The sequence below is a fragment of the Methylobacter psychrophilus genome, from assembly GCF_025583945.1.
Lineage (GTDB): Bacteria > Pseudomonadota > Gammaproteobacteria > Methylococcales > Methylomonadaceae > Methylobacter_C > Methylobacter_C psychrophilus.
Genome location: NZ_JAOEGU010000003.1, coordinates 65,342 through 79,251, shown reverse-complemented (window position 1 = coordinate 79,251; position 13,910 = coordinate 65,342). Strand labels below are relative to the sequence as shown.

The following is a 13,910-nucleotide window of genomic DNA, read 5'->3' as shown; positions in this document are numbered from 1 at the left end:
TTTGAAAACGTTTGAAGCCTTCAAACGTTTCGGTCAGGGTTGCAAATCCTGACCGGCATCGTAATAACCCTTAATTCCTTCAAGGGATGGTATCTGTAAAAACGTCATATCTTAAAGCGGTTAATCCGGTCATAGAGATTTTCGGCACACTCTCGTACGGCATGCCTGAAACGTTTATTCTTGATTACGTTTGAAAAGTCTTATATTTTTGCGCTTAACTGAAGACCATACCAAACCGGATAAGGGTAAGGACTATAAGAGTTCCAGCCCTGCTCGTGCTCATTATTATTAAATAAGTTTTTGACTATAAAGCTGGCATCCAAAATATTGTTTTTGGTACCAACACCCACAGCAAGGTCGGTTAAACTTCTTGGATTAGTCGTGCCGTAAACTGACAAATTGTCGGTGTTATTGTAACCACTCTGGAAATTGGTCGTCACGCTGGTATGGAACACATATTTATTATAAAAGGGCTTGCTATAATCGGCACCGACAACAAAACTCCATTTGGAAGCACCGGGCAAGGTTTTACCGCTCATATCAACAAAGCTGCCGGGCAGGTACGCCAACTCTTCCGGCTTGGCGGCATTTTTGTAGTCTACATATTTGGCAATGTTGTAGGCACCATTCAAGCGCAATGACAAGTCAGGAATTAGATTAAATACACTATCCAACTCGACACCATGCACACGGACTTTGTTAACGTTGCCTTGTGCCGCCGTATAGGCCAATGGATTGACTACACCGTTGGCAATATTTTGATTAGTCGAAAATTGGTCGACCACTTGAACGGTTTGTTGATAGTTTTTTATATCCATTATAAAAGTATCAACATTAACGATCACCTTCTTATCCAGCCAGAATGATTTCAGTCCCAATTCTGCGGCGTTGGTTTCTTCGGGTTTAACGGTATCTGGTAAGCCATTGGTAACAATTGCAGAACCCGATTTTTGACCATATTGCCAAGACACATAGGTGGTTAAGTCGTCATTGATCTTGTAAGTCGGTGTAAATTGACCGGTAAACAATACAGCGTCATATTCACTATTAGCCGTATTATATAATTGCCCAATTTGGTTGGCGCGGACTGTTTTTGCGGTGCCAATCTGGGTTTTTTGGGCAGCGGTCAGGCTATTGTAAGCCGCCCCAGCGGTATTGGTTATCGCCGTGCCAAAGTAGCGGTTAGCCACACTATCTGCCAGTTGTAATTGAGTAGCAGAGTTGGCGCCTAAAACACCTGTAGCGTTGGAGTTAAATCCTCCCGTTTGGACACCGCGCACGGCAACAGGATTTAAGGCGGACCCCGCTCCGTTGGCAGTGACGATTCTGTTATCAGCTGTTTCGCGATGCTCCTTGGTTACTCGTAAGCCGGGAATTAAAGAAAATTTGTCGGTAAAATGCAATTCTCCTTCACCAAAAATAGCGCCGGATAACGTACTGACTTTGGTTGCCTGCTTGACACGTGCGTCTTGTAAAGAATCTTTAAGCAGTGCCAGTCCGGCACCCCGATTGGTACCCGCATTTTTATCCAGGATATTGTATTGCGCATTGGTGGCAAACCACGCGCCGGCATCAGATCCCCAACCATTTTTTGAATCAATGGTATCGTTGGTTTTCATTCCAAATAGACCGGCTTTATAATCAAAAAAACCGCCGAGGTTATTTTTGATTTTAATTTCCTGGGTGTATTGTGAATAATTTACGCCGCCACCGTTATCGACATTGATATCGAAAGGTGTGTATTCGTCATTGTGTGCGTCGAATCTATATTGGCGCACTGCGGTAATGGAACTTAAAACATGGTCAGCAACACTCCAGTCAGTCTGTAGTGAAGCCCCTTGATTGGATACGGTTTGACCTTTATTTTGATCAAACCACACGGTTTTGCGCGCTTCACCGCCAATATAATCGTTCCAGTTAAAACCCCGGCCCTGGAAATAAGCACGTGGGCCGGTAAATGCGCCGGAAGTATTGGTAAAACCATACAGCCTTGTTGATGCCAGCGACCCTGCACCATTCGGATCTACAAGGCTGCCATTGGCATAATTTTGGGGTTGGGCATGATAGAAATTCAGGCCATTTTGAAGTTGTGGTTGTTTGGGCTCAAAATCAGCCATTAATCTTGTAGTTATAGTAGAGGTAGGGGTAAACAGTAACTGCATCCGTCCACTGAGTCGGTCCCTGTTATAAAGACTGTAGTTTGAATCATACTCCTGCCCATAGTAACCTTTTGCTTTGTCGACAATGAAGGAGCCCCGCCAGGCCAATAGATCATCAACCACAGCGCCACCAAGTGCACCTTTAATAACAAGGGTTTCTTGTTGCCCATAGGCTACGGAGAGATCGGCTGTAGGAGTAAATGTAGGCGCCTTGGAGGTAATAATAACTTTACCTGAGCTGGCACTTAAACCGCCTTCGGTACCTCTTGGGCCTCGTGTAACAACTGCGTTATCAACATCGTAAAAACTAAAGTTGGCCAGTTGCGATAAGCCATAGCTGACATTGTCGACCGTTATGCCAACGCTCGGATCTTGGGTTTCTGTAAATGACCGTTTGCCTACACCACGAACAGAAAGGGAGGCGCCTCGGGTATTATTTTGGTTAAACTGGACGTTTGAAGCGCGTCGTGTAATACCACCCAAATCTTGCACAAGTTGTTTATCAAGATCCTTGCCTGAAATAATTGATTCTGACTGTTTTACATCATGTAGCTTTTCAAGCAATGGTTTTGCGCGGCGGCCACTAACAACTACTTCACCAAGATCCTTGGTTTCCTCAACTTCTGCTTGAGCAACCACTTCGGCAGGCTCGGTTGTCGCTGCATCTGGAGTTTCTGCGCCAATAGTAGATGTAGCGGATGTAGCCGGTATCGCTCCCGTACCAGATGTTGCACCAACTTTTTGCGCCGCTTGTAATTGCTCCAGTTGCTCGCGTAAACGGGCATTTTCCGCCTGCAATTGATTCACCACATCGACTTTATGAATTTTGTTTTTTGATTTTCTCTTGCTGTCAGCTGCGTCAGCATCCTCAATAGCCATTATGGAAGAGCAGGCCACCAAAGCTGCTGCCACGCAGACAGAAAGTGTTCTTTTACGGCTTACCGTCTGAGGGATACCCTGCTGTCGGCTAATGCCGTCTGAAAAAGCACCTATTGAGTTATAGTTCATTATTTATTTTCCTTGATTAAAAATTCAAACCCATGTGACAGCTTCAAGCATTTGAAATGTATTTTTGGTTTTTGCTAAGCTAATGCCAGCACACGTTGATTTTATGGCCAATTTAGCTGGTGACATCCCTGAAACGGGCAGGGTTATCAGGTACTAAAGCAAGCTCTGTACCAATTTTGAAATAGCTGGAATTTTTCTTTGAAATAGAGTGAAGTAATAAGGCAAGATATTGATTTATAGTGATAATTATATTTTTTTGCGGAGATATTTTTCTGTAATTAACAAGATAGGCAGAGGCAATTAAGGTTCTTTTACCTGCTTATGAATATGCACCCTCTGTTGATATAGTGTTTGTTAATCAACAGTCGTACCTTGTTAATCAGTTGATGTTTCACCAATAATTGTTAGTGCCGTTATCATGAAAAACGGCTGCGTAACATCAATAACCCTGTTTTTTTTTTGCAGGCTTCCGAGGCAAAACCATGGGTTAATCAAGTCTTGTAGGGAATAAGGTCGCTTAAATATCGAGGGGATTTATACGGATTGGATTTTCAGGTATTTCAATGTTGATGACAGGCAACGAACTGAAAGTTTTGTAAAACGGAGGAAGCTGTTTTTTAGAAGAAATGCGCTGAATGCAGGTAGGGTAATTAAAGCGAATAACAGGGGAGGACTTTATTAAAAAACCTTCGGCGGGTTAGGGTAACAATCGCCAACCCGCCTTTTGTCAAAAGATCATGCAGTCGCTATTTTGAACAGGGTTTTACTCCTTGATACGAATCAGGTCATGGCAGCCTTTGCAAGACTCACCGACTTTGCCAAACTGGGTCTTGATCAAATTGACATCACCGGTTGCTGCCACTTTTGCCAATTCGTTTGCCGCTTCATTAAAGGTATTGGCCGCGACGGTCACTTCGGCTTTTTTCTGGAAAAATTCCGGTTTAAGACGGGTTTTTACCCAGCCAATACCCTGATCTGTCCCTTCACCATAGAGTGCGCCCAATCCTGAGTTGGCAATGGCTGCAATGGCATTGGCCGCTGCCGTAACGGTATCTTTGTTATAGGTTTCGGGGTGATCGACTACCTGGCTTTTTATTTTTTGAACATTCCAGGCCGCAAATGAGTAGGCAGACTGACGAAATCTTATTTGTTCTTCAATGGGACCGGCTATGGCCGCGGTCCCGGTTGCAGCAAGCAAAATCGCGAGTGTTAATTTTTTTTTCATTTTTTGGTTCCTTATTGAGTGTTATAAAAATGTTGATGCCTTAGGCGATTTCCTGTGAAGAATATACCCACGTCGCTGGTCTTTTTATTCATTGGCTGCGTTGTCAAAATAGTTACGTAGTCAGCTACGCGCCTATTTTTCCGCCTCGGCAACTGCTCCTGCGTTACTCTACCTCCTGCATCCTTGCAGTCGTTGAAAATAAACAAAAATCCTGTGCCACTTGGGACTATTCATTCTTGGACATCGCCTTAAAAACTTGATGGTGCCTGTGCTGTTTGTTGTTGGCTTTGAACGGGATATAGTTGCGTTATTCCGCCAGAAACACCCCACACCACAGTGCCGGAAATAATCATCGACAAAATAAAGCGCATTGGGCCAAAGCTTTTATCGGGGGTTATTGCCATTGCTTCTGCCAAGGCGACGGGGATCTCTTTTTTTCCGGTCAGCATGGGAGTCACCAGATTGGTTTTTTTTACCCATCGGTAAAAAATGATGGCGACTATATGCAAAACAACAAACCCTAACAAGACATAGAAGGTGGTACTGTGCAAGCCGGTTAACTTGTTGCTAAAAGACTTGTCGACAAAGTCGAACAACGGCCCTTCAAAGGCGATATCGTCGTTGGCAAACAATCCGGTACCTACCTGCACAGCAACTGTAGTCAGCAGGGCTATAACTGACAGCGCTCCTAACGGATTATGACCGATACCCTGCCAGCGACCTTTAAGATAAGCGGCAAGTCGTGAAAAGGTCGGAAAGAAGGTCGAAAATCGGGAATGTGTCGAGCCAATGAAGCCCCAGATAATCCGAAAAATCAGTAAACCCAAAATAAAAATACCTAAACGACCATGCCAATCAATGAGCGATCCACCGATTTTGGCGGTGATGTAAGAGGCTGCCACAGAAACTGCCAGTAGCCAATGAAACAGCCTGTGTGGCAAGTCCCAAATATGAATAGTAACTTTCATCTTGATTCACCTTATATTTAACTGGCGTACTTAACTGAACAGCCGTATGGTTTGGTATTGGCTTTGGTGATTTTTCTGCCTGCAGCAAGATCGGCCAAGGCTGCACTGATGTAATTTTCGGCTTTGGCAATGTCAGATTGATCGGCAGAAGGGATGCTGTCTATACCACCTTTGTAAACCAATACGCCTTGCGGATCGATAATGAAAAACTGTGGCGTATTGGTTGCGCCGTAAAGCTTGCCGATTGAACCATTACTGTCCAGAACGGTATTTGTTGGGGTTGCGCCGCGATGAGTATTCAGTTTCTGCGCGGTTTCACCGGTAACATTACCTTCTTTACCTGGTGCTGAAGTGATGACTTGTAGCCAGACAATGCCTTTAGCGACGGCATCTTTTTGTAAGGCAGGAATATTGCCGCTTTCATAGTGTTTTACGACGAACGGGCATTCATGGTTGGTCCACTCCAATACCACTGTTTTTCCGCGTAAGTCGGCAAGGTTGATGGTACTGCCATCAGCGGCTGCTCCGGAGAATAAAGGTGCCGGCTTATCGATTATGGATTCGGCGTGTACTGCCACGGATGTAAAAGCGAAAGCCAGGCTTAATAAAGCCATTGGGTAAAATCGATATAAAAACATACAAACTCCGTAATAATTATAAAAGGGACGGTAAAAATCGTGACAAGTCGTTGGTGATGATTTGTCAGTATAAATCCGACCTAAATTGCCATACATTCAATGATCCCTTTATACATATACTCCACACTGTCATAACTCGATCATAAATTCTGTAAACATGACCGTGCTGAGTATGCATATAACGAGATCCCAAAAAATATTAAAAAGGCAGAAAATCAATCCATTGTGTTCCTGCCAAAACTGATCCATCACTGGCGAATAATTAACTGATTGGTAATGTTTATTGGTTTTATCGACTTCCTAAACAAGGAACTTGATCACATCGACTTGCCTGTTGACGTTACCTTTGTCAGTTTATTCGTTTCCTGATAAGGAGATAACCGCTCCATGGATATCTTCTTAATTCTTACTATTCCTGCATTATTTGCCCGGGTAATGACTAGAGCGCTGTTTCTACCAGTAGCGAGGGAGCAACGGCTTTTGTTACAATTTCCGGGGTCAATATCTGGGGGAGTACAACCGGATTTTTTAAATTGCCGATTCCTCCCGGATAAAAGACATAAAGCGGTACACCGCTACGGCCAAATTCGGCAAGAATTTTGGTGATTTCAGCATCGCGGTTAGTCCAGTCGCCTTTTAGATAAGTAACATCCGCTTTTTCAAAAGCATCAATGACAGAATCCTGACTGAGGGCAACTTTTTCATTAACCAAACAACTGATGCACCATGCTGCTGTCAAATTAAGAAACACCGGTTTGCCTTCGCTACGTAACTTGGTTAAACGCTCTGCCGAGTAAGATTCGTAATTATTTGCAGAGGCAACCTTTAGCGAGGGCGAGGCAGGGGCAGTTTCTATACCAAAGTAACTTCCGATTAAAGCCAGCCACAGCGAGAATCCGGCAACGCTGGCGCCACTGAGTTGTGTGGATCTTTTTGCTGTTTTGGTGGCTTCGTAGAGCCAGGCAGCAAAGGCGATGATAACCATCCCGCCTAAAGCGATAGCAACGGCATTAACGCCGGCTTGTTGTGCCAACACCCAAACCAGCCAAACTGCTGTTGCATACATGGGAAATGCCAAGCCCTGTTTTAACCTATCCATCCACAGGCCAGGCTTGGGTAATCGTTTTTGTAAGGAGGGCCACTGGCTTAATAGTAGATAAGGTAATGCAAGTCCCAAACCCAGGCAGAAAAATACCGCTAACAAGGCTGCGGGTGGTTGGGTTAAAGCAAAGCCCAGTGCCGCTCCCATAAACGGCGCGGTGCAAGGTGTCGCAACAATAGTGGCCAAGACACCGGTAAAAAAGCTGCCACTGTACCCGGTGCGTCCGGCCAATGAGGAACCGATTCCCATTACCGAGCCGCCAATTGAAAATACACCGGACAGACTAAGTCCGACGGTAAACATTAAATAGGCAACTGTCAGCACAAACAGCGGTGATTGAAATTGAAAGCCCCAGCCAATTTCAGCTCCACCGGCTTTTAACGCAATCAGTGCGATACCCAGCAACCCAAAACTCACCAGTATGCCTAGCGTGTAGGCCAAGCCATGCAGGCGGTTTTGCCGCGGTGCTTGCTGTGCATGTTTTATTAAGCCCAAGGCTTTAATGGACAATACCGGAAAAACGCAGGGCATCAGGTTTAATATAATGCCGCCCAGGAAGGCCAACAGTAAGGCGGAGGCGAGCACCAAGTCGGGTTTTTCGGTATTGATGGGTGCGATACCGGCAACCGCTTTGCCTGTAACGTTTACACTATATCCGCGTGTAACCGTGCCGCTGCTACCATTTTCGGTAATTGTTAAAATACCGGTCAGGTTTTCGCCGGGAGATAATGGTGCATCTCCCGGTTTTAGTTGTAACTCAATGGTATTACCTGAAAATTGCCAGGGTTGTTCCGCACCGTGTGCAACATTTCCCCATTTGGCTGGATAAAACCGGATATTTTTAACCGCGATGGGTTGTAGTTCGGCATCCGTTATTTGCAACGATAAGGTCTTTTCGCTGTGCGTCAATTTTATCGGCCAAGGATTTATCTTCGGCAAACCGGCAAGAGCGGTTTTGATCAGCGGACTGCCGTTTCCAGTGTTGGTACCGGGTAAAACAATCGGTAAAGACAGCGTTAAATCGACTTTTTGAGGAATACATATTTCTTCACAAACCAGCCATTTTACTTTGGCATTAATACGAAATTCGCTGCCGACGACACTATCAAGCGGCACTTTAATGCTGGAAAGTAAGGTAACTTCGTTTTCATAGCCGTAATTGGTTACCGGTCCCATAACAATGCGACCAGGAGTCGGCCATTGAATTTCACCGGCTGTTGCGCCGGCAGGCAGAGTATAGACAATTGTCGTGGGTAAACCGGAATCTCCGGGGTTTATCCAATAGGTATGCCAATGAGGAATAATGCGTTGATGCACACCTACCAAAATTTCATCGCCCGGATGTACGGCACCGACAGAGGCAATCAGTTGCGCCTTGACCTGATCGGTTTCTGCTGCAAACGAGTCGCCCTGTGCGTTAAGACTGCACATGCCAAGCAAAATAAATATAATAGTCAGTAGGCGAAATTCAAACATAAACATCCAGAATTATCGGTAATAAAGTGATTCCCGAGAAAGAATCTTGTATCAAGAATCTGATTGCCAAGAAAAAATAGGGGCCACGAAAATCACGAAAAAAATAGTCAAAATAATATTATTACAAGATTTTTGTGGGTTGATTCCTTATTGGAAACCAACCTCGGCTTTAACTACGCAATTGTTGGTTAAAAAATTCGATCGTGCGTTGCCATGCCAATTTTGCGGCAGCTTCGTCAAAACGCGGCGTGGTGTCATTGTTAAAACCATGTTGTACGCCCGGATAAATGTAGGCTTGATAGTGAATGCCGGAGGCTTTTAAGGCTACCTCGTAAGCCGGCCAACCCGCATTGATACGCTCATCTTCGCCGGCATAATGAAGTAATAAGGGCGCTTTGATTTTTGCCGTGTCTTCTGCAGTGGGTTGGCTGCCATAGAAAGGTACACCAGCGGCCAGATCAGGAATTTGTGTTGCCAGAAAATTAACAATACCGCCGCCGTAGCAAAAACCTACCGCGCCCACTTTACCGTTGCCTTCGGGCAGATTTTTCAAGATGCCGGCAGCGGTGATAAAGTCGGCGTGCGTTTTAGATTGATCCAGTCCTTTAAACAGCTCACGCGCCTTATCTTCATCACCGGGATAACCCCCTAACGGAAACAGGGCATCGGGAGCAAAAACGATAAAATTATCAAGGGCAATACGTCTTGCAATATCTTCGATATGTGGGTTAAGGCCGCGGTTTTCATGCACTACCAACACGGTCGGTAATTTACCGGTAAATTTTGCCGGCTGAACCAAATAACCACGAATCTTTCCGTAACCGGCAGGCGAGGGATATTCAACGTATTTTGCCGTCAGTCGAGGATCATCACTGCCTATTTGTTGCGCTTGTGCAAAGTTTGGACTTAAGGCTTCAAGCAAGCCTTCGGCAGTCAAACCCAATACGGTAAATTTTGCCGCCGAAGCCAAAAATCCCCGGCGTGATAATTGGCCGTGGACATAGCTGTCAAATAGTTTCAGCACTTCCGGTTCGAAGTCTTTCGCGGTTTTACGTGTCATAGGATTTCCTTGGATATTGTTTATTTACGGATATTACAAATCAACGTATCTGTGTCGGGTTACGGCTAGCGCCTAACCCGACCTGAACTTGCCGTGCAACAAAATTATTTCGCGCGGCCTTTAAATCCTTGCGCAAGCAGAGGAATCTTGTAAGCCGCTCCGCGTCCTACGGCATAAAGTGTTTTTTTATCGGTGCCCGCAAAAGCGATGTTTTGCGGCTTTTTGGGCAGAATAATAATACCCAGCGCTTCGCCCTTGGCACTAAATACTTCAATACCGGAATTGGAGGCGACATAAAGTCTGTCGTTATCATCGATGGCAAGACCGTCTGCACCGCTAGACCAAGTGTTATCTTCATTTTTCCAGCCATCCAGCTTGGCAAAATTTCTTTTATTTGAGATTGCACCATCAGTGCCAACGTCATAAGCCAAAATATTTTCGCCGAGCGTGTTGGCGACATACAGCACTTTTTCATCTTTACTCAGCTGAATACCGTTGGGACGCTCAATATCGTTAGCCAGTCGCGTTAACTGACCGGCCGGGGTAATGTAAAATACACCCGGATGAGAAACAGGAGGGGTCGGGATTTCTTTCGTCGGACGCGTACCACTGTCGGTAAAGAAAATACCGCCACTCTTATCCAGGACGACGTCGTTGGGTCGTTGAAACGGTGTTCCTTCAAAATTTTCAGTGAAGGTTTTTTGTTTATCAAGCGGGTAAATAATGCCTACCTGAGGTTTGAGGGTTTGCACGGCTATAATCTCACCACTGGCATTTAAGGCAAGGCCGTTAGCCCCATTAGAGTTTTCCAGGAATGTTGAAACAGTATTATCAGGTGCGATACGGATAATCCGGTTAGCTTGTGTTTCTGTAAACAACAAACTACCATCCGAGTAGCCAATAGGTCCTTCGGTACCTTTAAAACCATCCTTGATTAATTCAATGACCACACCGCCTGCTGCCACGCCAGGAATAGGAGGGGTAACCGGATCGTCTGCTTGCGCCGAGACGGTAAACGCCAAGGCAGCCAACGCTAAAAATAATTTCGTGTGTGAAGTTTTAAGTAACATCTATTTTATCCTTTGAATTAATCTTAAATAGTCTTTTAAAGTAAAAGTTTGGCGGATAACAATCAGCTTTTAGTCTTATTTGTAGCCTGTGATTTCAGATCTTTTCTGGTAAACCGGTTGTAGATGCTAACCAGCCCTAAAAGAGCCGGTCAGTTGTCTGATTTTTTGCCCTGATTACTTGGGGATCGTTAATACTGCTAACTTGGTAATGCCGGAGCGTTCTATCGATGCCATCACTTTGGCGACAATGCCGTATTGGACGGCGTCATCTGCGTTAAGATTGAGAGCAATTTCTGGATCAGCGGCCTTACGGGTTATCAGTTCATTTTCAAAGGCTTCAATAGCAATCTCTGTTTTGTCCATGAATACTTTCCCTTTGGCATCAACGCTGATATAAACCGCATCTTTTTCTTCGGGGGCCGCAGTTTCTGCAGTCTTGGGCAGATTGACGTGTACGGCTTGAGTCAATAAAGGCGCTGTTACGATAAATACGACCAACAGTACCAGCATTACATCAACCAGCGGTGTGACGTTGATTTCACTCATCACATCATCATCACCGCTATCTTTGGTATTAAAAGCCATTAGATTTGTGCTCCTTCTGGTTGTAATTCATCATGATTGGTTTTGAGAGCGGATTTTCTTGTTATCGACTCGTTAGAGCGTGACGGGGCAACCGTACTGTAACCTTGGCGCTTAATCAAAAATGCCGTTTTTAAGGCAAGATGAACAAAATCGATAGAAAAATCGTCAAGAAATGCCCAAATCACCTTGTTTCTGCGAATAAAAAAGTTGTATCCGATTACCGCCGGTACCGCGACGGCAATACCAACGGCGGTAGCAACAAGGGCTTCACCGATGGGGCCTGCAACTACATCGAGACTGGCTGATCCGCTTTTACTGATACTGGTCAGTGCGCCCATAATTCCCCAGACGGTACCGAACAGACCCACAAATGGCGAGATACTGCCTACGGTTGCCAATATGGCCAGTCCGCCTTCCAACGCACTGCGTTCTTTTTGCATTTGTTGGCGTAAACGTCGGTCCAGCAGTTCCTGGCGATCGCCGGTATGTTCCAGATCATGGGTCGTTGTACCGCCATCGGCTTCCAGTAACGTAGCGAAACCCGCTTCAGCAACTCTGGCGGCAGGGCCGTTATTACCTTGTAGCGCAGATGCGGCCTGAAAATCCTCGGCTCCCCAAAACTTCTTGCTAAAAACCCGATTGTGATGCGAAATCCGCAGATGCTGTATGCCCTTAATCAGTATCAAAGCCCATGTTACGGCAGAAAAAGCGATTAAAATCCATAATGTGGCGTCCACAATCAAAGCTGAGGTGATTTCAGGAGCTGCAGGTGCTATATCCGCTGCCGAAGTAGCCAGATTGGTCGCTGCAGGTGCAGCATCCGCAACGGTTGTTGCCGCTCCCTTAGCCGCGCCACCAATATCAGTACCTGAAATTGGTGAGCCTGAAAGGGGTGTTTGAGTAGCTGCTTGTGGAATTTCCGCTGCAGCAGATGTTGTTTCTGTCATGATTAAAACCTCAACCTTGTAAATTAAAAGAAATAGGAACTGTTACCAAGCCATCGATTGGCGTGGTTCCGCGCATAGCCGGAACAAATGACCATTTTTTAACGGTTCTAACCGCTTCATCATCCAAGACATCTTTGCCGCTGGATTTAAGTACAGCAACAGTGTCAGGTTTGCCACTGGCGAGAACATGTACTTTCATTAGTACTTTGCCTTCCCAGCCACGATCCATGGCTATTTCAGGATAAACCGGCGGTGGATTATTCAGATAACCGGCACCTGCACGTGGTTGAGTTACTTTTTCTACTATCGGTGCGGCAGGAGCCGGAACTACCGGAGCGGCGGCGTCAGTGATCGTACTGGTTGATGGAGCAGGTGGCTGTTCGATGACCGGTGGCGTCGCTTTGGGTTTTACCTTGGGTTTGGGCGGTTTTTTAAGCGCAACTACTTTGGGTGGCGGCGGTGGCGGTGGCTGAATAACCGGCTTGGGTGGCTGGGGGCGAACAAATGAAATTTGCACCTTTGATGGCGGTTTAACCGGTTCGACCAACTCTTCCTCAACAGGTAACTGCTTGAAGTGATCGACTACAAAGGAGTGTATGACTATCGACAAGATGCCGATAAGTAGATAATCGATGGCTTTGTTGTCGCGAACTTCTGAGTTATGTCTAAAATCACTCAATACTACGGCGACCGATGAACCGGAGAATCTTTTTATCAGGCGACTGGTACCCGCATTAATGGAAATGACATTACCCTTTTTCTTTTCCGGTACAAATGTAGCTGGATCAACTCTATTAAAAACCTTTAATTGACTACTCATGCGATATCTCCCGTTGTTTAAAAGTCGCCGGACTTTATCTGTTCAATAATGAATCAGCGTGATAACTCAAGTGCTGACCGGCTTTAATTAATACTGTTGATATAGATAAAGCAGGTACCGTGCCATATCTGCTTAAATTCATAAAGATTAGAGGGAAGTGTTATAAAAAATGACGACAACCATTTGTATTTAATGGTTTTAAAGCGTTGCGACGAGTTTTGTAAAGCAGGTTTTTAGGGTGAGAATTTGACTTTATGGTAATGATTACTCAATGAACGACTGTTTGTTGATCATCAGTTTGAATAACCTTTTGTTACTTGGGTGTTTCCTGAGCAACAGTTTATGAAGTCAGGCCTGACCAATTTTCAGACAATAGGGTCAACAGGAAAGACATGCTGGAGTTAAATCATGGGTAAGGCGGGAGGGGTGTAGAAAAGCATCTATCTATTTGTTGTCCACGAAAAGCACGAAAGACACGAAATAAATACGGAGTTTTTGTTATTAATTATTAAGCGGGGATTGGGTTTGCAATCTTTTTATACTTCATCCGGTTAATTAAGTCATCGGCCAAAAGCAGTGGGCAAAAAATCGTTGTCTACCTTACCGAGAGAAGTTTTTTATGATCAGCGTCCACTGGCTGAAGGTGGAATTTAAGAAGGCCGCAAATATTGCCTGTATTGGTGGGAAAAAAAGCTAGTCTTATCCTAAATAGAGCGCAATACAACGTGTCATATTGGAGAAGTAAGGTTAACAAGCAAAAGCCAATGTCCACGAAATTACGAAAAAAGGCACGAATTTATTGCTTTTCCGGTAAGGGATGTTATCGGTAAAATTGTTTTACTCTGACTAATT

Annotated in this window: 10 protein-coding genes; all 10 read right to left on the bottom strand. The window is 45.0% G+C overall.

Translation table 11 applies throughout. The features are described from left to right. Window positions 1-200 precede the first annotated feature (200 nt). Window positions 201-3,167, bottom strand: coding sequence for a TonB-dependent receptor plug domain-containing protein (locus tag N7974_RS02505; protein WP_262964109.1), 2,967 nt, complete (start codon window positions 3,165-3,167; stop codon window positions 201-203). A 763-nt stretch (window positions 3,168-3,930) separates the two neighbouring features. Further along, window positions 3,931-4,392 (bottom strand): c-type cytochrome, encoded by a 462-nt coding sequence (locus N7974_RS02500; protein ID WP_243220924.1) that lies wholly within the window; start codon window positions 4,390-4,392, stop codon window positions 3,931-3,933. A 248-nt stretch (window positions 4,393-4,640) separates the two neighbouring features. Further along, complete coding sequence (locus tag N7974_RS02495; protein ID WP_243220925.1) at window positions 4,641-5,360, bottom strand: cytochrome b/b6 domain-containing protein; 720 nt, start codon at window positions 5,358-5,360, stop codon at window positions 4,641-4,643. A 17-nt stretch (window positions 5,361-5,377) separates the two neighbouring features. Further along, window positions 5,378-5,998: a redoxin domain-containing protein gene (locus N7974_RS02490; RefSeq protein ID WP_262964108.1), complete on the bottom strand. Its 621-nt coding sequence runs from the start codon at window positions 5,996-5,998 to the stop codon at window positions 5,378-5,380. A gap of 439 nt (window positions 5,999-6,437) precedes the next feature. Beyond that, entirely contained in the window at window positions 6,438-8,576 is a 2,139-nt protein-coding gene (locus N7974_RS02485) for a protein-disulfide reductase DsbD family protein (RefSeq protein WP_262964107.1), read from the bottom strand. A 169-nt stretch (window positions 8,577-8,745) separates the two neighbouring features. Further along, a complete protein-coding gene (locus N7974_RS02480; protein ID WP_262964106.1) occupies window positions 8,746-9,636 on the bottom strand; it encodes a dienelactone hydrolase family protein in 891 nt (296 codons plus the stop codon). A 104-nt stretch (window positions 9,637-9,740) separates the two neighbouring features. After that, window positions 9,741-10,706, bottom strand: a complete 966-nt coding sequence (locus N7974_RS02475) for an SMP-30/gluconolactonase/LRE family protein (RefSeq protein WP_262964105.1) — start codon at window positions 10,704-10,706, stop codon at window positions 9,741-9,743. A gap of 174 nt (window positions 10,707-10,880) precedes the next feature. Beyond that, window positions 10,881-11,291 carry an ExbD/TolR family protein gene (locus tag N7974_RS02470; RefSeq protein ID WP_262964104.1) on the bottom strand — a complete coding sequence of 137 codons (411 nt, stop codon included), beginning with the start codon at window positions 11,289-11,291 and terminating at the stop codon, window positions 10,881-10,883. Next, the gene (locus N7974_RS02465) at window positions 11,291-12,238 is read right to left on the bottom strand and encodes a MotA/TolQ/ExbB proton channel family protein (protein ID WP_317451574.1); all 948 of its coding nucleotides are present in this window, start codon (window positions 12,236-12,238) and stop codon (window positions 11,291-11,293) included. Before N7974_RS02465 ends, N7974_RS02470 begins: the two co-directional genes overlap by 1 nt. A gap of 10 nt (window positions 12,239-12,248) precedes the next feature. Next, a complete protein-coding gene (locus N7974_RS02460) occupies window positions 12,249-13,058 on the bottom strand; it encodes an energy transducer TonB (RefSeq protein WP_262964103.1) in 810 nt (269 codons plus the stop codon). Window positions 13,059-13,910: the final 852 nt, after the last annotated feature.

Excerpts from the sequence above, each read along its gene's own strand:
- N7974_RS02505 (WP_262964109.1), bottom strand. The coding sequence starts at position 3,167 with ATGAACTATAACTCAATAGGTGCTTTTTCAGACGGCATTAGCCGACAG.
- N7974_RS02500 (WP_243220924.1), bottom strand. The coding sequence starts at position 4,392 with ATGAAAAAAAAATTAACACTCGCGATTTTGCTTGCTGCAACCGGGACC.
- N7974_RS02495 (WP_243220925.1), bottom strand. The coding sequence starts at position 5,360 with ATGAAAGTTACTATTCATATTTGGGACTTGCCACACAGGCTGTTTCAT.
- N7974_RS02490 (WP_262964108.1), bottom strand. The coding sequence starts at position 5,998 with ATGTTTTTATATCGATTTTACCCAATGGCTTTATTAAGCCTGGCTTTC.
- N7974_RS02485 (WP_262964107.1), bottom strand. The coding sequence starts at position 8,576 with ATGTTTGAATTTCGCCTACTGACTATTATATTTATTTTGCTTGGCATG.
- N7974_RS02480 (WP_262964106.1), bottom strand. The coding sequence starts at position 9,636 with ATGACACGTAAAACCGCGAAAGACTTCGAACCGGAAGTGCTGAAACTA.
- N7974_RS02475 (WP_262964105.1), bottom strand. The coding sequence starts at position 10,706 with ATGTTACTTAAAACTTCACACACGAAATTATTTTTAGCGTTGGCTGCC.
- N7974_RS02470 (WP_262964104.1), bottom strand. The coding sequence starts at position 11,291 with ATGGCTTTTAATACCAAAGATAGCGGTGATGATGATGTGATGAGTGAA.
- N7974_RS02465 (WP_317451574.1), bottom strand. The coding sequence starts at position 12,238 with ATGACAGAAACAACATCTGCTGCAGCGGAAATTCCACAAGCAGCTACT.
- N7974_RS02460 (WP_262964103.1), bottom strand. The coding sequence starts at position 13,058 with ATGAGTAGTCAATTAAAGGTTTTTAATAGAGTTGATCCAGCTACATTT.